The sequence below is a fragment of the Sphingomonas sp. SUN019 genome (genome assembly GCF_024758705.1).
GTDB lineage: Bacteria > Pseudomonadota > Alphaproteobacteria > Sphingomonadales > Sphingomonadaceae > Sphingomonas.
In genome coordinates this window covers 3,557,235-3,583,963 of the sequence record NZ_CP096971.1, presented here as the reverse complement: position 1 = coordinate 3,583,963, position 26,729 = coordinate 3,557,235, and the positions used below count along the sequence as shown (strand labels likewise).

The window sequence follows — 26,729 nt, the reverse complement described above, 5'->3', positions numbered from 1 at the left end:
CCCCCTAAAGCGAGCGCCATTCAACGATATTGGTAGCTGTACGGATGCTCGGTTTTTTTCGTCGCATGGTGGGGTCGAAGTTCGGCGGGCTGATCGCCTTCGCGATCCTGGGCGTCATCGCGCTCGCGTTCGCCGCGGGCGACATCACCGGACTGCGCGGCAGCGGCAGCGGCGGCGGCGCGACCGGCTCGGCGGTCGCGACGGTCGGCAAGGAAAAGGTAACCAGCACCGAGCTGACCAGCCGCGTGCAGGACGAACTGAACGGCGCGCGTCAACAGCAGCCGACGCTCGACATCGCGCAGTTCGTGTCGATGGGTGCAGTAGAGGGCGTGCTCGACCGGATCGTCAACGGCCTGGCGCTGCAAAGCTTCGGCGAAGCGCAGGGCATGGCGGTCAGCCCCGCTCTGATCGGCAGCCAGCTACAGGCGATCCCCGCGCTGCAGGGACCGACCGGCAAGTTCGATCAGGCGATCTACGAACGCATCCTGGCGCAGCGCAAGCTGACCGACGCGCAGGTGCAGGACGACATCGCGCGTGAAACGATGGCGCAATTCCTGATCGCGCCGACCGTCGGGGCCAGCCAGGTGCCGGCCGGCATGGCGCTCCCTTACGCCTCGCTGCTGCTGGAAAAGCGCGCCGGCCAAGTCGCGTTTATCCTCACCGCCGCGATGGGCGCAGGCGTTACGCCGACCGCGCAGGAATTGCAGACCTGGTACACACGCAACATCGCGCGCTACACCGTGCCCGAACGCCGCGTGATCCACTACGCTCGCGTCACCGCCGATCAGGTGAAGGCCGCGCCGACCGAGACCGAGATCGCGCAGGCCTATGCCGCCAATCGCGCGCGCTTCGCCCCCAGCGAACGCCGCACGATCGCGCAGGTCACCGTGCTGGATCAGAAAGCGGCCGATGCGCTCGCCGCAAAGGTGAAGTCCGGCACCTCGATCGCCGACGCCGCGCGCGCGGCGGGGCTGGAGGCGCGCACGATCAGCAGCGTAGACAAGGCCGCCTACACCCGTCAGGCGAGCCAGCCGCTTGCCGACGCCGCTTTCTCCGCGGCGCAGGGCGCGGTGGTCGGTCCGGTGCGCGGCGCGATCGGCTTCGTCGTGGCGAAGATCGACAAGATCGAGCAGGTTCCCGGCAAGACGCTGGATCAGGCGCGCGCCGAACTGACCGGCGAGGTCGCGGCGCAGAAGACAACCGAATCGCTCGGCCGCATCCGCGATGCCTTGGACGATGCGATCGGCGACAACGCCAATTTCAACGAACTGGTGAAGGATCAGAAGCTGACGCCGGTGACGACGCCCGCGTTGCTCGCCACCGGGCAGAATCCTGACGATCCCGCCGCCAGGCCCGATCCGGCCCTGACCCAGCCGCTCGCCGCCGCCTTCGCTGCCGAAGAAGGCGATTCGCCGACGATCGTGCAATTGACGCCCGACGGCAGTTTCGCGGTCGTCGCGCTGGAGCGGATCGTCCGTTCCGCGCCGCGTCCGCTGGCGCAGGTCCGCGACGACGTGGCGCGCGACTTTACGGTCGATCGCGCGCGACGCGGCGCGCAGACGGTCGCCCGCGCTGCGCTGACCAAGGTCAACAAGGGCATGCCCCTCGCCACCGCGCTGGCGGAAACGAAGCTGCGGACCCCGGCGGTGCGTCCGCTGGCGGCATCGCGCGCGCAGCTGTCGGCCAACCCGCAGGGCGTCGATCCGACGCTGGCCTTGCTGTTCAGCATGGCGGGCGGCACCGCGAAGATGCTGGAGGCCCCGAACAATCAGGGTTGGTTGCTGGTCAAGCTGAACCAGATCACGCCCGGCGATGCGGCGAAGATCCCCGGCGTCATCAATGCGACGCGCGGCGATCTGGGCCGCGTGATCGGCCGCGAATACGTCCAGCAGTTCAGCGAAGCGGTGAAGGCCGAGTTGAAGGTGTCGCGCAACCCGGATGCGGTCGCCAGCGTGAAGGCGCAGCTGACCGGCCAGGGCGGCTCCAATCCGTAAAGACGCCATCGCGGCGCTGGCGGACGGGCGTCCCGCGCTCGTCTGGCGGCGGCGCGTCGCGGATACTGAAACGCCGGTCGCCGCCGCGCTGAAGCTGATCGAACCGGGGCGTGGCGATTTTCTGCTTGAATCGGTCGAGGGCGGCGCGGTGCGCGGGCGGCACAGCCTGATCGGCCTCGCGCCCGATCTCGTCTTTCGCGCCGAGGGCGAACAGGCGGCGATCAACCGCGACTGGCTGACCGATCGCGCGGCGTTCGTCCCCTGCGCGGAGCCGACGCTTCCGGCGCTCCGCTCGCTGGTGGCGTCATGCCGGATGGACGTGCCCACCGAACTCCCGCGCGCGCTGGCCTGCCTCGTCGGTTATTTCGGATACGAAACGATCGGGCTGGTCGAGAAATTGCCGCCGCCCAAGGCCGATCCGCTCGGCCTGCCCGATATGATGTTCGTGCGGCCGACCGTGATCCTGGTGTTCGACCGGCTGGCGGACGCGCTGTATTTCGTCGCGCCGGTCTGGCCGGGCGGCGATCCGGAAGCGACCTTTGCCGCGGCGGAGGAACGGCTGGATACGATCGAGGCGACGCTCGCCACCGCCGGTCGACCGCCGCGAATCACCGGCGACGCAGGCGAGATCGCGCTGACCCCGACAATGCGCAACGGCCGCTATGCCGAGATGGTCGCCGCGGCGAAGGATTATATCGTCGCGGGCGACATCTTTCAGGTCGTGCTCGCACAGCGCTTCACCGCGCCGTTCGGGCTGCCGCCGTTCGAGCTCTACCGCGCGCTGCGCCGGATCAACCCGTCGCCGTTCCTGTACCACCTCGACCTGCCGGGCTTCGCGCTGACCGGATCGAGCCCCGAAATCCTCGTCCGCGCGCGCGACGGAGAGATAACGATCCGCCCGATCGCGGGCACGCGTCCGCGCGGGAAAACCGACAGCGAGGATGAGGCGAACCGCGCCAGCCTGCTCGCCGATCCGAAGGAACGCGCCGAACATTTGATGCTGCTCGACCTCGGCCGCAACGACGTGGGGCGGGTAGCGGAGGCGGGCAGCGTGCGCGTGACCGACAGCTACAAGGTCGAATTCTACAGCCACGTCATGCACATCGTGTCGAACGTCGTCGGCAGGCTGGATGCCAAGCACGACGCGATCGACGCGCTGTTCGCGGGCTTTCCCGCCGGCACCGTCAGCGGCGCGCCGAAAGTCCGCGCGTGTCAGATCATCGCCGAACTGGAAGGCGAAAAGCGCGGGGCCTATGCGGGCGGCGTCGGCTATTTCTCCCCCGACGGATCGATGGATTCATGCATCGTCCTGCGCACCGCGGTGGTGAAGGACGGCATGATCCACGTCCAGGCGGGTGCAGGCATCGTCGCCGATAGCGACCCGGCCTACGAACAGCGCGAATGCGAAGCAAAGGCCGGGGCCTTGCTAGCGGCGGCGCGCGAAGCGATCGCGCGGGCCAGCGACGCGGGGTTCGGGCAGTAGCTGCGCTGAGGCAGCAGCAATGAAACACCACCCCGGCGAAGGCCGGGGCCCAGTCCGGAAGACGCTCGTCGCGGAAGGATGTTCTCGCCAACTACAAGCGGTGCGACTGGGCCCCGGCCTCCGCCGGGGTGGACTAAAGAAGCGTGGGCAGTAGCATCGGCGGTATGCGTCAAATCTTCCCCCTGCTCGCCCTCCTCGCCGCCCCTGCCACCGCCCAGACGACACCCCCCATAGCCGCGACGCCCGCCCCCGCCCCCGCCTCGCGCTGGCCCATCAAAGAAGCCGACGTCACCCTCCCCGACTTCCGCTTCCAGTCGGGCGAGACGCTCAAGAACCTCCACCTCCACTACACCACGCTCGGCACCCCGCGCCGCGATGCGCGGGGGAAAATCGACAATGCCGTCATGGTGCTCCACGGCACCGGCGGCACGGGAAAGCAATTCCTGTCGCCGCAATTCGCCGACGAACTCTATGGCCCGGGCCAGCCGCTCGACATCACGCGCTACTTCGTGATCCTGCCGGACAATATCGGCCACGGCGCCTCGTCGAAGCCCAGCGACGGGCTGCGGATGAGATTCCCGAAATACGATTATGCCGACATGGTCGCCGCGCAAAAGGCGATGCTGAAAAAGATTGGCGTCGATCGCCTCGAACTGATCCTCGGCACGTCGATGGGGTGCATGCACGCCTTCGTCTGGGGCGAGAGCTATCCCGGTGTCGCGAAACGCCTCGCCCCGTTCGCCTGCCTGCCGGTCGAGATCGCGGGGCAGAACCGGCTGTGGCGAAAGCTGTCGATCGACGCGATCGAGGCCGATCCGGCATGGAACGGCGGGAATTACACCACTCAGCCCACCGCAGGTCTGCGCACTGCGACCAGCCTCCTGCTGATCGCGGGCGCAAATCCGCGTGCGCTACAGCAACAATATCCGACCCGCGCCGCGGCGGAAGGCTTCCTCACCACCGCCTACGCCCGCGCCGCTGCCGGGCGCGACGCGAACGACCTTATCTATCAGCTGGACGCGTCGCGCACTTACGATCCGTCGAAGGCGCTGGAAAAAATCAAAGTCCCGGTCCTGTGGATCAACTCCAGCGACGATTTCATCAATCCGTCAGGTTACGGCATCGCCGAACCCGCGGCGAAACGAATGCCGAACGCACGCTTCATCCTGATCCCGGCAACGCCCGAAACGAAAGGCCACGGCACGCACACCTGGGCGAAATTCTGGAAGGCCGACCTCGCCAGGCTTATGGCGCGATAATCACTGTTCCCCGCCAGGCACCAGAGCGTCGTTCCGTTCCGCCGCACGGCGTTCAGCCGCCCACGCACGCCCTGCGGCGATCGCACAACCAGTCTGCCCGCCCGTACCGACCGGCGAGCACGTGTTGGGCAACCCGCCCGCGACGCGTCCGACCTGATCCGCGGCGGCGGTTTTGTTTACCCAGCTCTGGTTCTGTGACGGCACCTCGGCCCTGTTGCGCAGCTCCTTCGGCACGCGATACTGCTCGTCAGGATCGATCGTGCCGCAAACGACGACTTCATTATCGGTCGACGGCGGACATTTCTCGCCCGGCTTCAGCGTTACACTGCGGACACGATCGGGGGTACGGCCCGTCTCGGCCTGCTGCGCGAAGGCGGCGGTAGGGGAAAGGATAAGCAAAGCGGCGGCGAACGAGCGGAACATGGGAAGCGACCTCCTGGGGACAATATAACGATCGGCGCGCGGACTTTTATCCCCCCTGAACGTGCGCGAAACATTACGTCGCATTGCACGCGCGCGACAACCGGCTATGGGCTGGCGCCATGATCCTGGTGATCGACAATTACGACAGCTTCACCTGGAACCTGGTCCACTATCTGATGGAGCTGGGGACGGAGGTACGCGTCGAACGCAACGACGCGTTGAGCGCGGCGGACGCGCTGCACACCAATGCCGAGGCTTTCCTGATCTCCCCCGGCCCGTGCACGCCAACGCAGGCTGGGATCAGCCTCGATCTGGTCGCCGCCTGCGCCGACGCCGGGCGGCCGTTGCTCGGCGTGTGCCTCGGTCATCAGGCGATCGGGCAGCATTTCGGCGGGCAGGTGGTGCGTGGCGGTCTGATGCATGGCAAGACCTCGCCGGTCAGCCATGATGGCAGCGGCGTATTCGCGGGCCTCCCCTCGCCGTTCATTGCCACGCGCTACCATTCGCTGATCGTCGAGGAGACGCCCGACGCGCTGATCGCCAATGCGACCGCCAGCGACGGATCGGTGATGGGACTGCGCCATGCCACGCTGCCGATCCACGGCGTGCAATTCCATCCCGAGAGCATCGCGACCGAACACGGCCACGCGCTGCTCGCCAATTTCATGGCCATCGCGGGCATCGCGCACCGGATGCCAGAACGGCTGCGCGCGTGACGTCGTTCGTTTCGCTCCCCGATCCGGCGACGCCGCTCAGCCAAGAAGCGGCCCGCTCCGCGTTCGCCGACATCCTCGACGGCCGCGCGTCGGAGGAGGCGATCGCGACGTTCCTGATCGCGCTCAGCGATCGCGGCGAAACGTCGATCGAGATCGCCGAGGCCGCGCGGGGCCTGCGCGAACGCCTGATCCCGATCGCCGCCCCCGCGGGTGCCATCGACGTGTGTGGCACCGGCGGCGACGGGCACCACACGCTCAACGTCTCGACCGCGGTCAGCCTGGTCGTCGCGGGCGCGGGCGTGCCCGTCGCCAAGCACGGCAATCGCGCCGCATCGTCGAAGGCCGGCGCGGCGGACACGCTGGAAGCATTGGGCCTCGACATGGACCGGGCGGGGGCGCTGGCCGAGCAAACGCTGGCCGACCTCGGCATCTGCTTCCTCTTCGCCGCCAACCATCACCCCGCGATGAAGCGCATCACCCCGATCCGGCGGCGGATCGGCAAGCGCACGATCTTCAACCTGATGGGCCCGCTGGCCAATCCCGCGCACGTCACGCGCCAACTGATCGGCATCGCACGGCCCGACTACGTGTCTGTCTACGCCGAGGCGCTGGCGATGCTCGGCGCGGAGGCGGCGCTGATCGTGTCGGGCGCGGAGGGGCTGGACGAGGTTTCCGGCGCAGGACCGACTGTCGCGGTGTCGATCGGCACGGTCGACCTGCCCGCGACGCTGACGCCCGAGGATGCCGGGCTGCCGCGCCACCCGATCGCCGCGATCCACGGCGGCGACCCGTCGTACAATGCCGCCGCACTGCGCGGTTTGCTCGATGGCGAGAGCGGGGCCTATCGTGATGCAGTGCTGCTCAACGCCGCCGCGGCGTTCGTTCTTGCGGGACTGGACGGCGATCTGATGTCCGGCGCGGAACGAGCGAGAGAATCGATCGACAGCCGCGCCGCGGCTAACCTGCTCGATCGCTGGATCGCTTACAAATGAACATCCTCGACCGGATTCTTGCGACCAAGCGCGAGGAAGTCGCCACGCGTAAGTCGGCGTCGTCGGTGGCCGAACTCGACGCCCGCGCGGCCTCACAGACCGCACCGCGCGGCTTCCGCGCCGCGCTCGACGCGAAGGCCGCACACGGCCACGCGCTCGTCGCCGAGATCAAGAAGGCCAGCCCGTCGAAGGACCTGATCCGCGCCGATTTCGATCCCCCCGCACACGCGCGCGCTTATCAGGCAGGCGGTGCGGCGTGCCTGTCAGTGCTGACCGACGAAAAGTATTTCCAGGGGTCCGACACCTATCTGATCGCCGCGCGTGCCGCGTGCGACCTGCCGGTGCTCCGGAAGGACTTCATGGTCGATCCGTGGCAGGCCGCAGAGTCGCGCGCGATCGGCGCGGACGCGATCCTGCTCATCATGGCCGCCATCGACGATGTAACGCTGGCCGAGATCGAGGCAGCCGCGACCGAACGCGGCATGGACGTGCTGGTCGAGGTCCACGACGCGCGAGAACTCGACCGCGCGCTGAAACTCAAATCCCGCCTGATCGGTGTGAACAACCGCGATCTCAGGGACTTCTCGGTCGATTTTGCACGCACCTATGAACTGATCGGCAACGCGCCTGCGGACTGCACCTTCGTCGCCGAAAGCGGCCTCACCACCCGCGCCGACCTAGACGCGATGGCCGAACACAATATCCACTGCTTCCTGATCGGCGAAGCGTTGATGCGCCAGCCCGACGTCGAATCCACCACCCGCGCGCTCGTCGGATGACCCGCCTGACGCATATCGATGAAGCAGGCGCGGCCCGGATGGTCGACGTCGGCGATAAGGCCGCGACGAAGCGCGAGGCGATCGCCACCGGCCGCATTACCATGTCGCCCGAAGCCGCCCGCGCGATCGCCGATGGCGCGGTCTCCAAAGGCGATGTGCTCGCGGTTGCGCGCGTCGCCGGGATCATGGCGGCAAAACGCACCAGCGACCTCATTCCGCTCTGCCACCCGCTGCCGATCACCAGGGCGACGGTGGACCTGAGCGTTGATGACGGGGGCGTAATCGCCACGGCGACCGTCGCCACGACGGGCCAGACCGGTGTGGAAATGGAGGCGCTAACCGCGGTGTCGGTCGCGCTGCTGACCGTATACGACATGGCAAAGGCGATCGACAAGACTATGATAGTAAACGATGTTCACTTGCTGAAAAAGCGCGGCGGCAAATCCGGAGACTGGTCTGCTGCCTGATGGTCACCGATCCCCGATCAGATGAAACCGCGTCTGCCGCCCGTCGAGATACCGCACCGACCGTCCATCGAAATACGCATCCTCCTCCAGCCGGAACTGCACCTTCTGCCCGCCCCATTCCGGCACAGCGCGCGCCGCCGACAGTTCGATCGACCAGGCGGTGTCGGCGCGTAACGGATGCTCCCCCGCCGGCGATGCCTGCTGATTGTCCCAGAAACCGATCGCGCTGCCCGCGGCGTGGCCGTGATAGCCGATCGGATGCGAATAGATCGTCGGCTCCAGCCCGCCCGCCCGCGCCGCCTTGCGCGCATCGGCCAGCATCTGATTGCCCGTCCGCCCGGTCCGGAACGCAGCGGTCAGGTGGTCCTGCACCGCATTGGCCGCCGCCATCCCGGCGCGCAGCCCCGCGGGCGCATCGCGCTCGCCCGGCTTCAGGACATAGGCCAGATGCTGCGTATCGGTGTTGAGGCCCAAGTACGTGATCCCGAAATCGGTCCACAGCATATCGCCGGGCAGGATCACCGCATCGCCGGTCAGTTCCTCCTTCGATCCCTGCCTAAAGATATGCAGCGACGGCTGGAACCACGTCGCCAGCTTCAGCCCGGCGATCCGCTCGCGGAACCACCACACCACGTCGTCCGCCGTCGTCTTCCCCGGCACGACGACCTTGTCCGACAACCCCTCGGCGATGATCGCGTGCGCGTTCCGCACGATTGCCGGATAGCGCGCCATCTCCGCCGGAATGCGCGTTTCGAGCCAGCCGATCGCCAGCGCTCCCGCCGGTGCAATCCGCGCGGCGTATTCGGGCGGCAGCGCCCCGCGCAGTTCCTCATATTCGCCGTGCGTCAGCCCATCGGCCAGCGCGGTCTGCGCGGAGATATTTAGCGCGATCTTCTTCGGCTTGCGCTCCGCCACTAGCGCGGCGAAGCGTTTCCACTGATCGGGTTCCGCCTCAGGCTTCCACGCAGCTTTGAACAGCGTGCCAAGACCGTAGCGGCTGACCGTCATCCGCTCGACCGGCCTGCCCCCGCCGGGATCGAAGAACATCAGGATCGTGCGACGCCGCGCGGAAAAACTCTCCGCGTCCAGCATCGTCGCCACGACCGGATCCTCGACATATTCGCGCGCCACCAGCACCCACATGTCGACGCCCGCCCCACGCATCAGCCGCGGTACGACGGTGTCGAGCCGCTCGGCCAACCATGCGTCCTGAACCTTTGCACGCTCGCGCAGCGGCAGGACGGGCGGAACAGCGATGTCGAACCGCTCGGGCTGGCTCGGCGGCGCAGCCCCGCCCAGCAACAATGCGCCCGCCAGCGCGATCGACATCGGAATCCGCATGGTCGTCCCCTTTTCCCCAAGCCTTACTAGCCGCCCGGAGCATGGTGACAAACGCCGACCGCCTGTGAATGTTGGAAATGTTCTGGCAAGGCTAAAGGCGATGCCGCGCGATCGCCCCCTTCCCGCCCGCCGCCGCCTGCCGCGATCCTTGCCGACGATCGTGAAAAACGCGCTATCGTCTCAACATTCTCAACATTCGCGCGTGGTTTGTCGCGCCGGACACTCGTGAGCCTGCTTCCCGTCGCGGAGGCGCAGGTGCGCCTGCTCGCCTCGGTCGCGCCGGTCGCGGCCGAAACCCTCCCGATCGGTGCGGCGCTCGGGCGATGGGCGGCCGAACCGGTGATCGCCGCGCGGACGCAGCCCGCCGCGGACCTGTCGGCGATGGACGGTTACGCCATCCGCTTCGCCGATCTGCCCGGACCGTGGCGAGTCATCGGGGAAAGCGCGGCGGGGCGGCCGTTCGACGGCACGATCGGAGCCGGTGAGGCCGCACGCATCTTCACCGGCGCGGCGATGCCGAAGGGCGCGGATACGGTGATGGTGCAAGAGGAAGCCGGGCGCGATGGCGATCGTCTGACGCTGGACGGCGAAGGACCGCTCGCGCTCGGCCGCAACACGCGTCGGCGCGGACTCGACTTTTCCGCAGGCGACGTGCTGATCGAAGCGGGTGCGCGACTGACCGCCGCCCGGTTGGCGGTGGCGGCGACTGGTGGCGTCGGCGCCGTCACGGTCCGCCGCCCCGTCCGCGTGGCGATCGCGGCAACCGGAGACGAACTCGTCGAACCCGGCACCCCCGCGTCCGACACCGCGCTCCCCGAATCCAACCGGCTGCTGTTGCGATCGTTGCTCGCAGATTCGCCGGTCGAGATCGTCGACCTCGGTATCCTGCCCGATCGGCTCGACGCCCTGACCGAGGCGTTTCGCGACGTTCAGGCTGACCTGCTCGTCACCACAGGCGGCGCGTCGGTCGGCGACCATGATCTGGTCCGCCCCGCGCTGGAAGCGGCGGGCGCGCAGATCGATTTCTGGCGCATCGCGCTGCGCCCGGGCAAGCCGATGATGGCCGGACGGCGCGGTCAGATGCTGGTGCTCGGGCTTCCCGGTAACCCGGTGTCGGCGTTCGTCACCGCGATCCTGTTCGTCAAACCCGTCGTCGCCGCGCTGGCGGGCGCACACAACCCGCTGCCGCGCACGACCCGCGCGATCCTCGGCGAAGACCTGCCCGCGAACGGCCCGCGCACCGATTATATGCGCGCCGCGTTGACCGATGGCCGGGTCAGCGTTTCGGGCATTCAGGACAGCTCGATGCTGCTCACGCTGGCGCGCTCCGACTGCCTGGTGATCCGCGAACCGCACGCGCCACCAGCGGCGGCTGGCGAATCGGCGGAAATCCTCATGATCGCTTGACGGCAAGCAAAGTGTTCCATATTGGTTCCGCGTCTGTTCGCCGGAGGAACCCGCGATGCTTACCAAGAAGCAGCATGAGCTGATCTGTTTCATCAACGATCGGCTCGCCGACAGTGGCGTGTCACCTTCGTTCGAGGAAATGAAGGACGCGCTGGACCTGAAGTCCAAGTCCGGCGTCCACCGTCTGATCAGCGCGCTGGAAGAACGTGGCTTCCTCCGCCGCCTGCCGAACCGCGCGCGGGCGCTCGAAGTGCTGAAGATGCCCGAGCGCGCCGAGCCGAAGCGGGCGGCCCCGCCGCCGCGCCGCGCCGCGCCCGAACCCGCCAACGACATCATCGAAATTCCGCTGCACGGCCGGATCGCCGCGGGCGTCCCGATCGAGGCGTTCGAGGGATCGACCATGCTGCCCGTTCCCGCCGCCCTGCTCGGCGCCGGCGAACATTTCGCACTGGAAGTGTCGGGCGATTCGATGGTCGAGGCGGGCATCCTCGATGGCGACTACGCGCTGATCCGACGGCAGGACGTCGCCCGTGACGGCGAGATCGTCGTGGCGCTGATCGAGGATCACGAAGCGACGCTCAAATATTTCCGTCGCGAAGGCGCGATGATCCGGCTCGATCCCGCCAACCGCGCCTACGATCCGCAGCGTTATCCCCCCTCGCACGTCCGCGTGCAGGGTAAGCTGTCGGGGCTGCTGCGCCGCTACGATTGATTGCGGCCAGCGTCCACGGATGCTGGTCGCCTGCGCGGTGGACGGTGGTGATGCGGCCGTTCGCCAGCGTGACCGCGATCCCGCCGGTCTGCGCCAGCGTCGGCCGGTCGAGCTTCAGCCAGCGCGGCGTGCAGGTGCGCGGCAGGCGGCGTTCGCTGATCACGATATCCGCCGCGCGGCACGCCGCGACCAGTTCGGCGACCGGCACCAGATAAGCGCTGCGCGTCGCCACGATCCGCCACCGCCGCCCGCCCGCCTCGCGCGTCGCGATGCACAGGTCACGGCTGCAGCGCGCCTCGCGTTGTTCCGCCAGCAACAACGGCTCGCCATCGGCCCCGCCGTTCTCGGCCAGCATCGCCTTCGTATAGTCCCCCGCCCGATCCCGCAGCATCGCCACCGCACCGCTGCCCGTCCGCAACGCGACGTGCCGCCCGTCCCCGGTCACCAGCAGATCGGGCGCAGGCGTCATCATTGCCCACACCGCCCCGGCCGCCAACGGCCCCAGCCCGAGCCGCCGCCATTTCGTCCGCCACAATGCGAGCCACAGCCCGCCAGCGACCATCAATCCGTAGGCTTCGCCGGGCATGGCAGGCAACGCCGCGACCGACCCCGGCGCCGCGGCGACGGTGTGGGCGATCCACAGCAACAGCGCCAGCGCTTGACCGGTCAGCCACCACAGTGGCGCGCCCAGCCCGACCGTATCAAGCAGCAACGCCCCCGCCTCCAGCGGCATCACCACGAACGTCGTCAGCGGGATCGCGACGATATTGGCGACCGCGCCGTAAATGCCCGCCTTGTGGAAATGAAACACCGCGATCGGCATTAGCGCGAGTTCGACCGCCAATCCGGTCATCAGCAACGACGCAAGTCCACGCACCGCCCAGCGCACCCACCCGTCATCCCGCGCCATGAACCATTCTCGCACGCGCGGATGTTCGTGCAGCGCTACGATCGCGGTCACCGCGGCGAACGACAGCTGGAAACTTGGTCCTGCCAGCGATTCCGGCCACAATAGCAGCACAATCACCGCCCCCGCCGCGACGAGCCGCAGCGTCACCGCCTCGCGCCCGATCGCCATCGCGGTAAGCACCAGCAAGGCCGCGACGCACGACCGGATCGTCGGCACCTGGCTGCCCGTCAGCAAGGTATAGCCGACCGCCACCACCGCCGCGACGCCCGCCGCGATCAACGGCACACGGCCCGTCAGCGCCAGCCACGGGCTGAGCGCCAGCAGCCGCGACGCGAGCAGCATCGTCAAACCGACCGCCGCGGTGATGTGCAACCCGCTCACCGACAGCAGATGCGCCAGCCCCGACCGCCGCATCGCCTCCGCATCGTCATCGCTGATCGCACCGGTATCGCCGGTCGCCAGCGCCGCCGCTATACCACCCGCGCTCCCCTCAAGGCGAACGTGAATATGCCGCGACAGCCGCGCGCGCAGCCCTTCCTCGCCCGCGCCGCCGCTAACGATCTCGACTGGCGCGAACCCCCGCCCGGTCGCGCCGATCCCGGCGAACCACGCCACGCGCGCAAAGTCATAAGCGCCCGGCACCGCCGCCGATGGCGGCGGCATCAGCCGCGATCGCAGCCGGACGACTGCGCCTTCGGTCAGCCCCGCCGGCGCATCGGCGGTCGCAACGTTGACCCGCAGCCGCGTCGGCGCGGGATCGGGCGTCCGGTCGATCCACCGCGTCGGCGCGAGCCGCAGCCGCACCAGATCGCGCGCCGGAAGCGCGTCGAGCTGCTCCACTCGCGCCTCGAACTGGACGATCGTCGGTCGCTCCAGGACCGGCGCGCGCACGCGTTCGGCCCGCCACCACACCAGCGACAGCCCGAGCGCGACCGCCAGCGCGCCGATCGCCACGCTGCGGCCCGCTCGGCCACTCCTGCCAAGAGCCACAGCAATCGCGGCGACGGCCAGCGCCGCCAGAACTGCCGCGGTCCACAGCGCCGGATCGGGCAGCACGAACCACGCCGCCACGCCCGCGCCGATCGCCACCGGCAGCCAAAGGAACAGCTGATCGCGCTCCGCCTCAAGCCAACGCTCGACCGCGTCACGCGCCCCGCCGACCGCGGTTTGAAGCGGCCGGAAGCGCGTGCTAGGGGCATTCGCGGCCTTGGTCGCCATCTCGTTTCACAGCCTGGGAGCAAGCGCGCTTGAGCGCAACCATCGATACCGCGGCACCGCCGCGCGACCGAAACGTCGTCACGCGCTTCGCGCCATCGCCTACGGGATTCCTGCATCTCGGCGGCGCGCGCACCGCGTTGTTCAACCTGTTGTTCGCGAGAGCCCACGGCGGGAAATTCCTGCTTCGGATCGAGGATACCGACCGCGCGCGCTCCACCCAGCCCGCGATCGACGCGATCCTGTCGGGGATGACGTGGCTCGGGCTCGACTGGGACGGCGACGCCGTGTTCCAGGCGACCCGCGCGGAGCGTCACGCCGAGGTCGCGCACCAAATGCTCAATAGCGGCCACGCCTATCGTTGCTATCTGACGCCCGACGAGCTTGCCGCGATGCGCGCCGCAGCGGAGGCGGCGAAGAAGCCGCTGCGCATCCGTAGCCCGTGGCGCGACCGAACCGACTGGCCGGACGACAAGCCCTATGTCGTGCGCTTGAAGGCCCCGACCGAGGGCGCGACGACGATCCCCGACCTGGTCCAGGGCGACGTGACGGTTCAGAACGTGGAGATCGACGACCTCGTCCTGCTGCGGTCGGACGGCACGCCGGTCTATATGCTCGCGGTGGTGGTCGACGATCACGACATGGGCGTCACCCACGTCATCCGCGGCGACGATCATCTCAACAACGCGTTCCGCCAGCTACCGATCTATCGCGCGATGGGCTGGCCCGAACCCGCCTATGCGCACATCCCGCTGATCCACGGATCGGACGGCGCGAAGCTGTCGAAGAGGCACGGCGCGGTCGGGATCGAGGCGTATCGCGACGAACTCGGCATCCTGCCCGAAGCGATGGGCAATTACCTGCTCCGGCTCGGCTGGGGCCACGGCGACGATGAAATCATCGACCGCGATCAGGCAGTCGAATGGTTCGACCTGGCGGGCGTCGGCAAATCGCCGTCACGCTTCGACCTGAAGAAACTGGAGAACCTGAACGGCCATTACATCCGCGCCGCCGACGATGCGCGACTGACCGGACTGGTCGCCGAAAAATTCGGTTTCGAGGATGCGGCACGGCGCGACCTGCTTACGCAGGCGATGCCGTCGCTGAAGGCGCGCGCGGCAAATCTGAACGAACTGGCCGCCGGGTCGGCGTTCCTGTTCGCCACCCGCCCGCTGCAGATCGACGAAGCCGCCGCGCCGTTGCTCCAGGATGGCGCATCTGCGCTGCTCACCCGGCTCCACGCCGCGCTTGACGCAGTGCACAACTGGGATACGGAGACGCTCGAAGATGCGGTACGCCGCGTGGCCGAGGATGCGGGCGTAAAGCTCGGTCAGGTCGCGCAGCCGCTCCGTGTCGCACTCACCGGCCGCAAGACGTCGCCGGGCATTTTCGACGTGCTGGTCCTGCTGGGCCGCGACGAAAGCCTGGCGCGCATTGCGGACCACGCCGTCTGACGAGCCTTGACTGGCACCGTCGCAATCGAACGATAAGGGAAGGACGCCCTCCATGACCGATACCGCCAAGCTGTCCATCGCCGGTAGCGACCACGATTATCCGGTGATGTCCGGCACGGTCGGCCCCGACGTCGTCGACATTCGCAAACTCTATGCGCAGACGGGCGCGTTCACCTACGATCCCGGTTTCACCTCCACCGCCAGCTGCCAGTCGAAACTGACCTATATCGACGGCGACGAGGGCGTTTTGCTGCATCGCGGCTATGCGATCGGCGATTTGGCCGAAAATTCGACCTTCATGGAGGTCGCATACCTGCTGCTGAACGACGAGCTGCCGAAAAAGGGCGAGCTGGAACAGTTCGAAACGACGATCACACGCCACACGATGCTGCACGAACAGCTGGCGATGTTTTACCGCGGGTTCCGTCGCGATGCACATCCGATGGCGATCATGTGTGGCGTCGTCGGGGCGCTCAGCGCGTTCTATCACGATTCGACCGACATCCATGATCCGACGCAGCGCATGATCGCGTCGCACCGGCTGATCGCGAAGATGCCGACTATCGCGGCGATGGCGTACAAATACAGCGTCGGTCAGCCGTTCCTTTATCCCGACAATTCGCTCAGCTACACCGGCAACTTCCTGCGCATGACGTTCGGCGTGCCCGCGGAGGCGTATGAGGTCGATCCGGTCATCGAAAAGGCGCTGGACCGCATCTTCATCCTGCACGCCGACCACGAACAGAATGCCTCCACCTCGACCGTGCGGCTCGCCGGTTCGTCGGGCGCGAACCCGTTCGCGTGCATCGCGGCGGGCATCGCCTGCCTGTGGGGTCCGGCGCACGGCGGCGCGAACGAGGCCGCGCTCAACATGCTGCACGAGATCGGGACGGTCGACCGTATCCCCGAGTTTATCGCCCGCGCGAAGGACAAGAATGACCCGTTCCGCCTGATGGGCTTCGGCCACCGCGTGTACAAGAATTACGATCCCCGCGCGACCGTGATGCAGAAGACCGTGCGCGAGGTCTTCGCGGCGATGAAGGTCAGCGATCCGGTGTTCGACGTCGCGCTGAAGCTGGAAGAACTGGCGCTCAGCGACCCGTATTTCGTGGAAAAGAAGCTGTTCCCGAACGTCGATTTCTATTCGGGCGTGATCCTGTCGGCGATCGGTTTCCCGACTTCGATGTTCACCGCCTTGTTCGCACTCGCCCGCACCGTCGGCTGGGTCGCGCAGTGGAACGAGATGATCACCGATCCCGACCAGAAGATCGGCCGCCCGCGCCAGCTTTACAACGGCCCGGCCGAACGAACCTACGTTCCCGTCGGGCAGCGCTGAGATGCGCCGGCTGCGCCCGGTGCTGATGGCGCTGGGCGCCGTCATGGCGTTGATGGGTTTGCTGTGGATCGGCCAGGGGCTCGGCTACATCAACTGGCCCGCCTCCAGCTACATGCTGCAACAGCGCGTCTGGGCAGATTACGGCGCGGCGCTGGCGGTGGCGGGTTTGCTGCTGATCCTGGTGGCGCGTCGGATCAAGCGCTGAGCCAGCCCACCAGCATTCCGTTCACCGCGCAGGCAACGCCAGCATAAACCGCGCGCCCTGCCCGCTCACGCTTTCCACCGTCAGGTCGCCCCCCATCGCACGCGCCAGCCGTCGCGCGATGTACAGGCCCAATCCGCTGCCGCCGGGCTCCCCCGCATCGACGCGTTCGAACTTTTCGAAGATTCGCGCCTGATCGTTCGGCGCGATGCCCTTCCCCTCATCCTCGACCGTCACGACCGCGCGATTTCCCTCGCGCGCCAGACTCAGTCGCAGCGTGCTGCCGCGCGGTGAATAGCGCACCGCATTGCCGATCAGGTTGACCAGGATCTGCAACGTCCGGCGAAACTCCGCCGTCGCAGGCAACGGCCGGTCGGTCGCGCCGCGGTCGATCGTCACCCCGGCATCCGCGGCCCTTACTCCGAGCAGCCCGGCCGCACGCCGCACCACGTCCGCCAGATCGATCTCGTCGGGCGCGGGCGCGAAATCGGGGCGTTCGATCGCCTCGATATCAGCCAAATCGTCGACCAGCCCCATCAGATGCCGCCCCGCGCTCGCGATGTCGGCGGCATAGTCGACGTAATGCGGATCGAGCGGCCCGTCGGTCGCCGCATTGATGCTGTCGGCATTGGCGATGATCCGCCCCAGCGGCCCGCGCAGGATCGGCTCCAGGCGACGGCTGAACGCGGCCGACAATGGCGCATCCTCGCGCGTCGGCTCGGTTGAGACGAACGCGCCGCCGACAAAACCCGCGAATGCGCCCGACGCATCGCGCCGCGCGACTGCGGCGATCAGATAGCGCCGCCCGGTCGGCCGCAACGTCGCTGGCTGATCGGTGAAATCGCGCCGCGCGGCGACCGCATCCAGAATCGGCAATGCGCCGTCGTCATCATTCTCCAGCACGAACAGCGTCGTCAACGGACGACCCAGCACCACCGCCGAATCGAACCCGTGCCGCGCCGCGGCCTCCGCCGGCACGCGCATCACGTTCAGCGCCGCATCGGTCTCCCATATCCAGTCCGCCCCCGGCGGCGGAGCGACATCCGCGGTCGCAGCCGCAGGCGCACACCACGCGGGCCGTTCGCGCAGCGGCGACACCGCGATCGTCACACCATGCTCGCCCGGCGTCGCCCGCACCCAGCAATCGACGTCCTTCTCGCCATCCGCGATCGTCACGCCGCGCGCGACGAGAATGCGCAGCCGCCGCGCCAGCCGCACGATCGTCGCCAGCTGCGGCACCGCGAGTAACTGCCCCGTCCCGCCCCCGGCGCGCGTGTTGAGCGCCGCAAAGTCCGCATCGGCGTCGACCAGCCGATCCTCCCGGTCGACCCGGGCGGTAAGGATGCCGGCGTCGCTCACCGCCTGGATCGCGCCAATGCGCGGACCGCCACGCGGAAATCGCGATGCAGCGCGAGCGGGGCCAGGCTTGCCCGCGCCGCCTCCGAAGGAATGTCGGCGATCGCATCGAGTTCGTCGGCGAACGCCTCGATATCGCGGCGCGGATCAGCATCGGCGAGCGCCAGCCCGATCCGCGCGATGATCGCACGTTCCAGCCCCTGCGTGCGGAGCGCCAGCCACAGCCGGTCGCCCGCCGGATCGAGCACGATGTCGCGCGCCTCGGCGAAATCGATCCCCTGCGCGTGCGCGATCAGCGCGGCGAACAGGGCCACGCGGCCCTCTTCCAGCGCCTCGATCAGCAGGTCGGGCAGCTCCTCCCCGCGCGCATCGATCGCAGCCGCCAGCCGCGTCGCCACCCCCGCGATCCGGTCGCCCTCGTCATGCGCGGACAGGCTGCGCTCCGCCGCATCGGCCAGCGCGCGATCGACCGCGGGCTGCGCGACGCCGCCTTCGTGACGCTCGCGCAGGGCCGCCGCCGTCCACCACACCACGCGGTGATGCAGTTCGGCGGGCAGCTCGCTGCGTCGTCCGACCGCGCGGCGGCGGCTGTCGGCGACCAGATAGGCGGTAGCGGCCTGTGCGATCACCCCGTCGCCGAAATCCACCAGCCGCGGCAACAGGAGCGGCGCAGACCCAGGCTGACGGTTGGCGGCCAGCGCATCGCCGAGCAATTCCTGCCGTACCTGCCCAAGCAATTCGGCCATCAGTTCGCCATCGCGCAGCAATCCCGAATCGATCAGCCGCGCGAAGACCGACGCGGCGGGATCGCCGAACGACGCCGCCTGTCCGGCGAAGCCCTGCGTCGCCAGCGTCCGCCCGGCGTGCGCCGCAATCTCGCGTTCCACGCTGGTCACGACGCTGCGCACGCGTTCGGTCATCGCGGCACGCGTGCGATCGTCGAGCCGCCCGTCCTCGTGCAAGAAGAAATCGTCGATCGCCGTGCCCAGCCGCGCCTCCGCCCACGCCTCCGCGGCGACCGCGCGCGCGAAAATCGGCGCGGCGTCCGGGGGGACTGCCCTTGCGGGGTCGTTGGATTCGACCGTCATGAACCGGGCCATACGGCGAATGTCGTTAAAGCGCCGCTAAGCCTCAGCGTTTCAACGCTTCGATCGCCGCCGCCAAGGTCGCGGTCGCATAGAGCGCGGCGATCGACAGCCCCAGCGTCGGCGCGCCGAGCAGGGTCAGCAGCGTGACGATGATCAGGTAACCGGGCGGACTGCCCCACCAGATCGGGCGCGCCAGGCCCTTCATCGCGCGTTCGCCCATCGCACCGACGGCGACCAGCGCGACCGCGATCACTTCCGCGGTCGCGCCCCCGGCGGTCAGGTCCACCGCGCGTCCCAGCAGCAGCGCCGCCACCGCGGGCGCGACCGACGCGCCGATCGTCAGCGCGCGCGACACGCCCGCCTCGTCGCGCAGCCAGGCATAGGCCGACCCGAGACTGGCGAGCGTCACTCCGGCCAGCGTCAGCGCCAGCCCCAATGTCTCGTAACTCGCCGCGATCCCGATCCAGCCCGACAGCGCAAGCGCGCCCGCCCCCGCCGCCACCGCTGCTCCGGGCACCGTGCGGCGCAGCGCGTGCGGCAATACGATCCGCGCGAGCGGCCGGACGACCCAGCGATCGAACCACCCCGGCCGCGCCGCGATCGTCGCCGCCATCACCGCACGGCTGCGCTCGTCGAGCGCCGCACCACGCCGTTCGATCCCGTGCCCGGCGCGCGCTTCGCCATCGGACAGCGGCAGATGCACCGCGCCCGCCTGCGCCGCGGCGTGGAGCAACGCCGATTGGACGTCGTAATCGCGCGGCATCGCCGCCACCTCGCCCAGACGGCGTGCATCGAGCCGCGCCGCGCCTGCCCACAACCAGCCGCCGCCGATCCGCTCGAACCCGCCCGAAACATCCTCGTCCGACACCACCAGCAACGTATCGCGGCCCTCGCCCGACAGCGGCGCGATCACCGGCTCGGTCGTGACCAGCCCGTCGGCGAGCATCAACAGCCGCGCGAGCGGGTGAAGCTTCGCCGCCGCCTCGGCCGCGGTGCGCACGGTATCGACCGTCACCCCGCGCCGCCCGATCCGCGCCACTGCGCCCAGCAGTTCGGGGGTCAGCCGCGCGACGACGACGACGATCTGCGACGCGCCTGCGTCGATCAGCAGTCGCGCCTGATATTCGATCACCGTCAGCCCCGCGAACGGCAGCGTCGCGGCCAGCGTCCCGGGACGGTCATCGGCATCCTGAACGGCGAAGATCAACCCTGCGAGCATGACGCGCTGTTAGGGCGCGATCCCGCCAATGGCAAAGGGATGAACGCTAAAGCCGCGCCACCGCGCGCTTCAGCTTGCGCAACATGACCGCATCGCGCGAAGGCCCCGTCGCGGCCTCTGTCGCCAGCGACATCAGGCGGACCGCGCCGAAGCTCGCCGCCAGCCCTTTCAGCCGCCACGCCGCGGCGCGCCAGTCGTCCGCCCCGTTCGCCGATTCGAGCGCGATCAGCGCGCGCTGCGCCGAATCAGTGAAGGCTTCACGCAATTCGGCGATCAGCCCGGGCTCGTCGCCCACGGCTGCGGCCAGCGTCGCGTCGATAGCTCCCGGATCATAGGCCATTTCTTAACGGTACGTCGAAAACGTTAACCGCGCGTTGCCTGGGCGGGTTTTTCGGGGCGCGAAACCTGTTACACCTTGGATATGAATGGGGGAACGATCGTCGGGATCCGCGCGGCCGAGGCCGATGCGGTGGAAACGCAACAACCAGCAGCGGTGGAGGCGCAGGAGGGATTCGTGTCCGAAACGCCGGATCATGGCGACTACGGCGATGGTTACGTCGCGCCGTCGCCGTGGCGGATGGCCGGACCGATCCTGCTCGTCGCGCTGTCGGCGGCGTGGGTGCTGGGGTTGCTGTGGCTCGCGCGCGGATCGCTCGGCACGATGCCGCCGCTGGCGCTCGCGCAATTCGCCGCCGCGCTCGCGACCATCCCGGCGCTGGCGGGCATCGTCTGGCTGGTCCTGCTCCGCAGCAGCACCGCGGAGGCACAGCGTTTTGCGACCACCGCACGCGCCATGCGCGAAGAAGCTGTCGCGCTGGAGGCGACCGTCGCGGTGCTGACGCAAACGCTCGACGCCAATCTCGAACGGCTGACCGAACAGTCGCGGATGCTAGGCTCGCTCGGCGACGGCGCGACCGCGAAACTGACCCAGGTCGGCCGTGGTCTGTCGGAGGAGATCGATCAGGCCGACGTCCACGCGCGCTCGCTGGCGCAGGCGGCGGAGACTGCGCAGAACGCGCTGTCGGTGCTGCTGTCGACGATGCCGCGCGCGCAGACTGACACCGAAGCGCTGTCGATGCTGCTCGACCGCACCGGCCTTGCCGCCAGCCAGCACGTCTCGGCGCTCGACGCGCAGATCGTCGCGCTGACCGAACGTGGTCGCGAGGCGGAAGCGGTCGCGGGCGGCGCGGCGCAGAAGCTTGCCGCGCACATGGCGAAGATGGAATCGACCAGCGAAACCGCGGGCGCTCGGCTCGAATCGGTCACCGCGGACATGGCGCGGTCGGTCGACGCGCTGCTCAATCGCACCGCCGATGCGGTCGACGAATCGCGTCGTGGCATCGCCGCGCAGGGCGATGCGATGCTGGCGATGGTCGGAGCGAACCAGGCCGCGCTCGACACCGCCGCGCGCGAAAGCGCCGAATCGCTCGCCGAACGGATCGCGATCATCGAAATCGTCATCGACCGGATCGCCAAGCGGCTGGATACGCAGCGTGTCGCAGGCGACGGTCTGGTGTCCGACCTCGAAGGCGGGCTGGGCCGCGTCGAACAGCGGATCGAGGCGCTTCACGCGCAGGGCGTCGAACGATCGCAGATGCTCGCCGCTTCGATCAGCGCGCTCGGCGGGTCGGCCGACGCGATGACGCTGGCGCTGCAGGCCGGTGACACGATGGCGACCAAGACGATCGCCACCACCGAAACGCTGCTGCTGGCGCTCGACGCCGCGGCGCGCGAGATCGACGAGACGATGCCCGCCGCGATCGACCGGCTGGATGGCCGCGTCGCCGCATCCAAGGCGATCGTCGTGTCGGCGAAGCCCGAACTGCTCGCGCTCGTCACCGCCGCCGAAAGCACGCATGACGCGATCGAGGCGATCGCGCAGGTCATCGCGGATCAGCGCCGCAACGTCGACACGCTGACCGCGACCTTGCTCAACGCGCTGACCAGCGGCCGCACCAAGGCGGACGCGATGGGCGTGATGGTCGACGAGGCGGCCGAACGCGCCAATCGCTTCGCCGACGAAGCCGCGCCGCGCCTGATCGAGGTGCTGATGCGCGTCCGCGACACCGCGACCGCGGCCGCGGAACACGCGCGCGACACGCTGGCGCGGGTCATCCCCGAAGCCGCCGAGGCGCTCGAACGCTCCGGGTCCGCGGCACTCGCGCGCGCGGTGGAGGACGGGCTGGACCAGCAGATCGCGCAGATTGCGACCGTCGCCGAAACCGCGGTCGGCGCGGCGTCGCGCGCTGCCGACCGGCTCGATCGCCAGATTCGCACGATCGACGACGCCGCCGCATTGCTCGACACGCGCATCGACCTCGCGCGCGCCGAACGCGAGGAAGGCGAACAGGACAGCTTCGCCCGCCGCTCGACGCTGCTGATAGAGGCGATGAACTCCGCCGCGATCGACATCACGCGCAGCTTCGGCCCGGAAGTCGCCGACAGCGCATGGGCGGCGTATCTGAAGGGCGATCGCGGCGTCTTCACGCGCCGCGCGGTGCGTCTATTGGAGGCCACCGAAGCGCGCGAGATCGGCGACCTGTACGACAGCGACCCCGGCTTCCGCGATCAGGTGAACCGCTACATCCACGATTTCGAGGCGATGCTGCGCACGATCCTGATCCAGCGCGACGGGTCGTCGCTGGGCGTAACGTTGCTGTCGTCGGATATGGGCAAGCTCTACGTCGCGCTGGCGCAGGCGATCGAGCGGCTGCGGTGATTCAGTAATTCCTCCCCGGAACGGGGAGGTGGCAGCGCGCAGCGCGGACGGAGGGGCAGCCAAGCAATTCCGTCGCTTGTGGCTACCCCTCCACCATGCTGCGCATGGTCCCCCTCCCCGTTCCGGGGAGGAATTTAGATCAGGGCATCAACGCCGAAAACGTCTGCGGCGTCACCCACCCGAACACATAGTTCGCATAGAACAACGCGAACAACGCCGTCGCCACCATGGTCACCCGCACCGCGATCCGCTTCACGCTGAACTCATGCGGCGCGCTTTCGGCTTGGCCCGGCACCAGAGCCGCACCCGCCTCGGCGCTGGTCCGAACCCCGAAGGGCAGGACCAGGAACACCGAAAACGCCCAGAACAGCAAATATATCGCCAGCATCGATGTCCAGCGCATGGCCGCTCAGACCTCGACGATCAGCACGTCGACGACGGGCTTCTTGCCGGTCCAGCGCGTCGCGACGCGGCGTACCGCCAGGCGGATGTCCTCGCGCATCCGGTCGAGATTGCGCGCGTTCTTGCGCGCCGCCTCGCTCGCGGCCTCTTCGGCATCGGCGACGAACGGTTCGCGGTCTTCTTCGACCGGCACGCCCTGCACGCGCACCTGCGGATTGCCCGCCAGCCGCCCATCACGCCCGACCGCGACCGCGACGGCGATCATCCCGTGCAGCCCCAGCCGGCGGCGTTCGTTGATCGTCGTGCCGTCGGCGGGCAGGATCACATCGCCGTCCAGCACCAGCCGCCCGATTGCGGCGTTGCCGACCTTCTGCGGCGCGCCGGGCGCGAGCCGCACGATATCGCCATTGGTCTGCACCAGCGCGCGCGGCACGCCCTGCGACAGCGCGAACCGCGCCTGCTCCATCAGATGCCGCATCTCGCCGTGCACCGGGATCAGCACCTCGGGCTTCATCCAGCCATATAGCGCGGCCAGTTCGGGGCGCCCGGGATGGCCGGACACGTGGACATGCGCCTGCTTCTCGGTGACCATCTCCACGCCGCGTCCAGCCAGAATGTTCTGGATGCGGCCGATCGCGACTTCGTTGCCCGGAATCTGCTTGGACGAGAAGATCACGGTGTCGCCCGCGTCCAGCTTGATCGGATGCGATCCCTCGGCAACGCGCGACAGCGCCGCACGCGCCTCGCCCTGCCCGCCGGTCGCCACGATCAGCACCTTGTCGCGCGGCAGCCGCATCGCGGTTTCCGCATCGATCGTGTCGGGCAGACCCTTCAGATAGCCGGTCGCCTGCGCCACGCGGATGATCCGGTCGAGCGACCGCCCCGCGACGCACAGCTTGCGCCCCGTTTCTTTCGCGACCTCGCCCAATGTGTGCAGCCGCGCCGCATTCGACGCGAACGTCGTCACCAGCACGCGGCCCTTGGCCTTGGCGACGGTCTGCGACAGGCCAAGCCGGACCTCGGCCTCGGAGCCGGACGCCTCGGCGTTGAACGTGTTGGTCGAATCGCAGACGAGGAAATCGATCCCCTTCTCGCCGATCGCCGCCAATTGCTCGCCGGTCGCGGGCGAACCGATGACCGGCGCGGAGTCGAGCTTCCAGTCGCCGGTGTGAAACACGCGGCCATGCGGCGTGTCGATGATCAGCGCGTTCGCTTCGGGGATCGAATGCGCCATCGGCACGAATTCGAACCCGAATGGCCCCACCTTGAACGGCGCGCGCGGCTTCATGACCTTGATCTGGACGCGATCGGCGATACGCTCTTCGTCCAGCTTCCCCCGGATCAGCCCGGCGGTGAACGGCGTGCAGTACAGCGGCACGCCAAGGTCTTCGGCCAGATACGGCAGCGCGCCGATATGATCCTCATGCCCGTGCGTGATGACGATCCCGACCAGATCGTCGCGGCGTTCCTCGATGAAGGCCAGGTCGGGCAGCACCAGATCGATGCCCGGATAGGCGTGGTCGGCAAAGGTCACGCCCATGTCCACCATCACCCACTTTCCCTGGGTGCCGTAGAGGTTGACGTTCATGCCGATCTCGCCCGAGCCGCCAAGGGCGCAGAAAAGTAGTTCGTTCTTGGGAGTCATTATATTCCTAGCTTCGTCGCCGCGGCGTATGCCGAGGCCCATGCCGCATCATGCGGCGCTTCATTTATCTGGGACGCGCCGCGCGCGGCGGGCGATACTTACGGCGTGATATGGGCGCGTTCCCACATGATCGCCAGTCCCTGGATCGTCAGATCGGGTTCGATCGTATCGAATACGTTGGTATGTTGTTCGAAAAGCGTGGCGAGTCCGCCGGTTGCGATGACTTTGACGGGGCGTCCGACCTCGGCCTTCATCCGGCCGACCAGCCCTTCGATCATCCCGATATAGCCCCAATAGATGCCGATGTTCATTTGATCGACCGTGTTGCGGCCGATCACCGACAGGCTTGCGGGCGCCTCGATCGCGATCCGTGGCAGTTTCGCCGCGGCGGCAACCAGCGCGTCGAGCGACAGGTTGATTCCCGGCGCGATGATCCCGCCCTTGTACGCGCCGTTATAGTCGGACAGGTCGAACGTCGTCGCGGTGCCGAAATCGATCACGATCAGGTCGCCGTCGTGTAGCGCGTGCGCCGCGATCGTGTTGACCGCGCGGTCCGCGCCCAGCGACGCGGGTTCGTCGACGTCGATCGCGACGCCCCATTCCACCGGCGGCTTGCCCGCGATCAGCGCGTCGGTCTTGAAATATTTCGACGCCAGCACCTCCAGATTGTGCTGCGCGCGCGGGACGACGGTGGATACGATGACCCCGTCGACCTGGCTACGGTCATAGCCCTCCAGGCTCAGCAGCTGGCTGAGCCACACCGCATATTCGTCCGCGGTGCGGCGCGGATCGGTCGCGATGCGCCACCGCGCCTTGATCTCGCGGCCCCCATTCTCATTGGCCACCAGCGCGAAGACGACATTCGTGTTTCCGGCATCGATCGCGAGCAGCATAAGCGGACCTTTCAGACCAGAAACACGTCGGCGGCGTGAATGACACGGACGCCGCCGTCCGCCAAGCGCAGCACCAGCGCCCCGTCGGCGGCGAGCGTGTCGAACGTCCCCTCGACCGCTTCGCCATCGGGCAATCGCGCGATCAGCGGGGTGCCCGGCGGATGCGCGCGCTCGGTCCAGCGCGCGACGATCGGGGACAGGCCGTCGTGCCGCCAATGGTGCAGCCACGCGGCGAACATCTCCGCCAGCCGCGTGACGAACTCGGCAGGCGTCACCGCAACGCCCTGTTCGGCCAAGCTGGTCGTGACGCGATCGGGCAGATCGGGATGATGCGCGATGTTGACCCCGAACCCGATCACGATCGCATCGTCGGCGCGTTCGAGCAGGATGCCGGACAGCTTCGCGCCATCGAGCAACAGGTCGTTCGGCCATTTCAGCACCAGCCCGCGGGGTGTCGGCAGGAGCAGGCGAACCACCTCCTCCAGCGTCACCGCCGCGACCAGCGCCAGTGTCGCCGGTGGCGGATCGCCCGGCCGTAACCGCACCAACGTGCTGGCGTACAAATTTCCTTCCGGTGAATCCCACGCCCTGCCCTGCCGCCCGCGCCCCGCGGTTTGCCGCTCGGCGCGCAGCCACAGGCCGTCGTCGGCCCCGCTGCGCGCCAGCAGCAGGAGATCGGCGTTGGTCGACCCCGTCTCCGCGACGGTCCGGATCACG

23 protein-coding genes and 1 pseudogene are annotated in these 26,729 nt (G+C 68.4%); 13 read left to right on the top strand and 11 right to left on the bottom strand.

The window, feature by feature from the left end:
- Window positions 1-44: 44 nt before the first annotated feature.
- From M0208_RS17285 to M0208_RS17275, 3 genes are all read left to right on the top strand, one after another.
- Window positions 45-1,994: a peptidylprolyl isomerase gene (locus M0208_RS17285; protein WP_258892901.1), complete on the top strand. Its 1,950-nt coding sequence runs from the start codon at window positions 45-47 to the stop codon at window positions 1,992-1,994.
- Window positions 1,987-3,477: an anthranilate synthase component I gene (gene trpE / locus M0208_RS17280; protein ID WP_258893298.1), complete on the top strand. Its 1,491-nt coding sequence runs from the start codon at window positions 1,987-1,989 to the stop codon at window positions 3,475-3,477. Before M0208_RS17285 ends, trpE begins: the two co-directional genes overlap by 8 nt.
- 164 nt (window positions 3,478-3,641) lie before the next feature.
- Complete coding sequence (locus tag M0208_RS17275) at window positions 3,642-4,736, top strand: alpha/beta fold hydrolase (protein ID WP_258892900.1); 1,095 nt, start codon at window positions 3,642-3,644, stop codon at window positions 4,734-4,736.
- Here the strand turns inward: M0208_RS17275 and M0208_RS17270 are convergent, their stop codons facing one another.
- A complete protein-coding gene (locus M0208_RS17270; protein ID WP_258892899.1) occupies window positions 4,737-5,159 on the bottom strand; it encodes a hypothetical protein in 423 nt (140 codons plus the stop codon).
- Window positions 5,160-5,278: 119 nt separating this feature from the next.
- Between M0208_RS17270 and M0208_RS17265 the strand changes: the two genes are divergently transcribed.
- The 4 genes from M0208_RS17265 to moaC are packed head-to-tail and all read left to right on the top strand — an operon-like array spanning window position 5,279 to window position 8,113.
- Window positions 5,279-5,875 carry an aminodeoxychorismate/anthranilate synthase component II gene (locus M0208_RS17265; RefSeq protein WP_258892898.1) on the top strand — a complete coding sequence of 199 codons (597 nt, stop codon included), beginning with the start codon at window positions 5,279-5,281 and terminating at the stop codon, window positions 5,873-5,875.
- Complete coding sequence (trpD, locus tag M0208_RS17260; protein ID WP_258892897.1) at window positions 5,872-6,867, top strand: anthranilate phosphoribosyltransferase; 996 nt, start codon at window positions 5,872-5,874, stop codon at window positions 6,865-6,867. The genes M0208_RS17265 and trpD overlap by 4 nt, the downstream gene beginning before the upstream one ends.
- On the top strand, window positions 6,864-7,646 hold the full coding sequence (gene trpC, locus M0208_RS17255) for an indole-3-glycerol phosphate synthase TrpC (RefSeq protein ID WP_258892896.1): 783 nt from the start codon (window positions 6,864-6,866) through the stop codon (window positions 7,644-7,646). The genes trpD and trpC overlap by 4 nt, the downstream gene beginning before the upstream one ends.
- Window positions 7,643-8,113, top strand: coding sequence for a cyclic pyranopterin monophosphate synthase MoaC (gene moaC / locus M0208_RS17250; protein ID WP_258892895.1), 471 nt, complete (start codon window positions 7,643-7,645; stop codon window positions 8,111-8,113). Before trpC ends, moaC begins: the two co-directional genes overlap by 4 nt.
- Before the next feature lie 3 nt (window positions 8,114-8,116).
- Here moaC and M0208_RS17245 read toward each other — a convergent pair whose 3' ends face one another.
- Window positions 8,117-9,454, bottom strand: a complete 1,338-nt coding sequence (locus tag M0208_RS17245; RefSeq protein WP_258892894.1) for an aminopeptidase P family protein — start codon at window positions 9,452-9,454, stop codon at window positions 8,117-8,119.
- 225 nt (window positions 9,455-9,679) lie between these two features.
- Between M0208_RS17245 and M0208_RS17240 the strand changes: the two genes are divergently transcribed.
- Both M0208_RS17240 and lexA read left to right on the top strand, forming a co-directional pair.
- Window positions 9,680-10,861 carry a molybdopterin molybdotransferase MoeA gene (locus M0208_RS17240; RefSeq protein WP_258892893.1) on the top strand — a complete coding sequence of 394 codons (1,182 nt, stop codon included), beginning with the start codon at window positions 9,680-9,682 and terminating at the stop codon, window positions 10,859-10,861.
- A gap of 55 nt (window positions 10,862-10,916) precedes the next feature.
- Window positions 10,917-11,573, top strand: a complete 657-nt coding sequence (gene lexA, locus M0208_RS17235) for a transcriptional repressor LexA (protein ID WP_258892892.1) — start codon at window positions 10,917-10,919, stop codon at window positions 11,571-11,573.
- 10 nt (window positions 11,574-11,583) lie between these two features.
- On the opposite strand, the pseudogene M0208_RS17230 reads toward lexA, so the two are convergent.
- Window positions 11,584-13,701 (bottom strand): annotated as a pseudogene (locus M0208_RS17230) (ComEC/Rec2 family competence protein); the annotation flags it as partial.
- 29 nt (window positions 13,702-13,730) lie between these two features.
- Here M0208_RS17230 and gltX point away from each other — a divergent pair.
- Genes gltX through M0208_RS17215 form a run of 3 tightly spaced genes read left to right on the top strand, consistent with a single transcriptional unit; the run spans window position 13,731 to window position 16,693 of the window.
- Window positions 13,731-15,152 (top strand): glutamate--tRNA ligase, encoded by a 1,422-nt coding sequence (gene gltX, locus M0208_RS17225; RefSeq protein ID WP_258892891.1) that lies wholly within the window; start codon window positions 13,731-13,733, stop codon window positions 15,150-15,152.
- A gap of 52 nt (window positions 15,153-15,204) precedes the next feature.
- A complete protein-coding gene (locus M0208_RS17220; RefSeq protein ID WP_258892890.1) occupies window positions 15,205-16,488 on the top strand; it encodes a citrate synthase in 1,284 nt (427 codons plus the stop codon).
- Between the two features lies 1 nt (window position 16,489).
- Window positions 16,490-16,693, top strand: a complete 204-nt coding sequence (locus M0208_RS17215; RefSeq protein WP_258892889.1) for a hypothetical protein — start codon at window positions 16,490-16,492, stop codon at window positions 16,691-16,693.
- A gap of 21 nt (window positions 16,694-16,714) precedes the next feature.
- Here M0208_RS17215 and M0208_RS17210 read toward each other — a convergent pair whose 3' ends face one another.
- The 4 genes from M0208_RS17210 to M0208_RS17195 are packed head-to-tail and all read right to left on the bottom strand — an operon-like array spanning window position 16,715 to window position 20,693.
- Window positions 16,715-18,049, bottom strand: coding sequence for a HAMP domain-containing sensor histidine kinase (locus M0208_RS17210; protein ID WP_258892888.1), 1,335 nt, complete (start codon window positions 18,047-18,049; stop codon window positions 16,715-16,717).
- The gene (locus M0208_RS17205; RefSeq protein ID WP_258892887.1) at window positions 18,046-19,134 is read right to left on the bottom strand and encodes a DUF2336 domain-containing protein; all 1,089 of its coding nucleotides are present in this window, start codon (window positions 19,132-19,134) and stop codon (window positions 18,046-18,048) included. Before M0208_RS17205 ends, M0208_RS17210 begins: the two co-directional genes overlap by 4 nt.
- Before the next feature lie 43 nt (window positions 19,135-19,177).
- A complete protein-coding gene (locus M0208_RS17200; protein WP_258892886.1) occupies window positions 19,178-20,353 on the bottom strand; it encodes a hypothetical protein in 1,176 nt (391 codons plus the stop codon).
- Between the two features lie 46 nt (window positions 20,354-20,399).
- The gene (locus tag M0208_RS17195) at window positions 20,400-20,693 is read right to left on the bottom strand and encodes an Hpt domain-containing protein (protein ID WP_258892885.1); all 294 of its coding nucleotides are present in this window, start codon (window positions 20,691-20,693) and stop codon (window positions 20,400-20,402) included.
- An 81-nt stretch (window positions 20,694-20,774) separates the two neighbouring features.
- Between M0208_RS17195 and M0208_RS17190 the strand changes: the two genes are divergently transcribed.
- Window positions 20,775-23,072 (top strand): hypothetical protein, encoded by a 2,298-nt coding sequence (locus M0208_RS17190; RefSeq protein WP_258892884.1) that lies wholly within the window; start codon window positions 20,775-20,777, stop codon window positions 23,070-23,072.
- Window positions 23,073-23,211: 139 nt separating this feature from the next.
- On the opposite strand, the gene M0208_RS17185 is transcribed toward M0208_RS17190, so the two are convergent.
- The 4 genes from M0208_RS17185 to M0208_RS17170 form a co-directional block, all read right to left on the bottom strand.
- Window positions 23,212-23,475, bottom strand: coding sequence for a DUF1467 family protein (locus tag M0208_RS17185; RefSeq protein WP_258892883.1), 264 nt, complete (start codon window positions 23,473-23,475; stop codon window positions 23,212-23,214).
- Between the two features lie 6 nt (window positions 23,476-23,481).
- Window positions 23,482-25,119, bottom strand: coding sequence for a ribonuclease J (locus M0208_RS17180; RefSeq protein WP_258892882.1), 1,638 nt, complete (start codon window positions 25,117-25,119; stop codon window positions 23,482-23,484).
- A 98-nt stretch (window positions 25,120-25,217) separates the two neighbouring features.
- Window positions 25,218-26,012, bottom strand: a complete 795-nt coding sequence (locus M0208_RS17175) for a type III pantothenate kinase (protein WP_258892881.1) — start codon at window positions 26,010-26,012, stop codon at window positions 25,218-25,220.
- A gap of 11 nt (window positions 26,013-26,023) precedes the next feature.
- Window positions 26,024-26,728 (bottom strand): biotin--[acetyl-CoA-carboxylase] ligase, encoded by a 705-nt coding sequence (locus M0208_RS17170; protein ID WP_258893297.1) that lies wholly within the window; start codon window positions 26,726-26,728, stop codon window positions 26,024-26,026.
- Between the last annotated feature and the right edge of the window lies 1 nt (window position 26,729).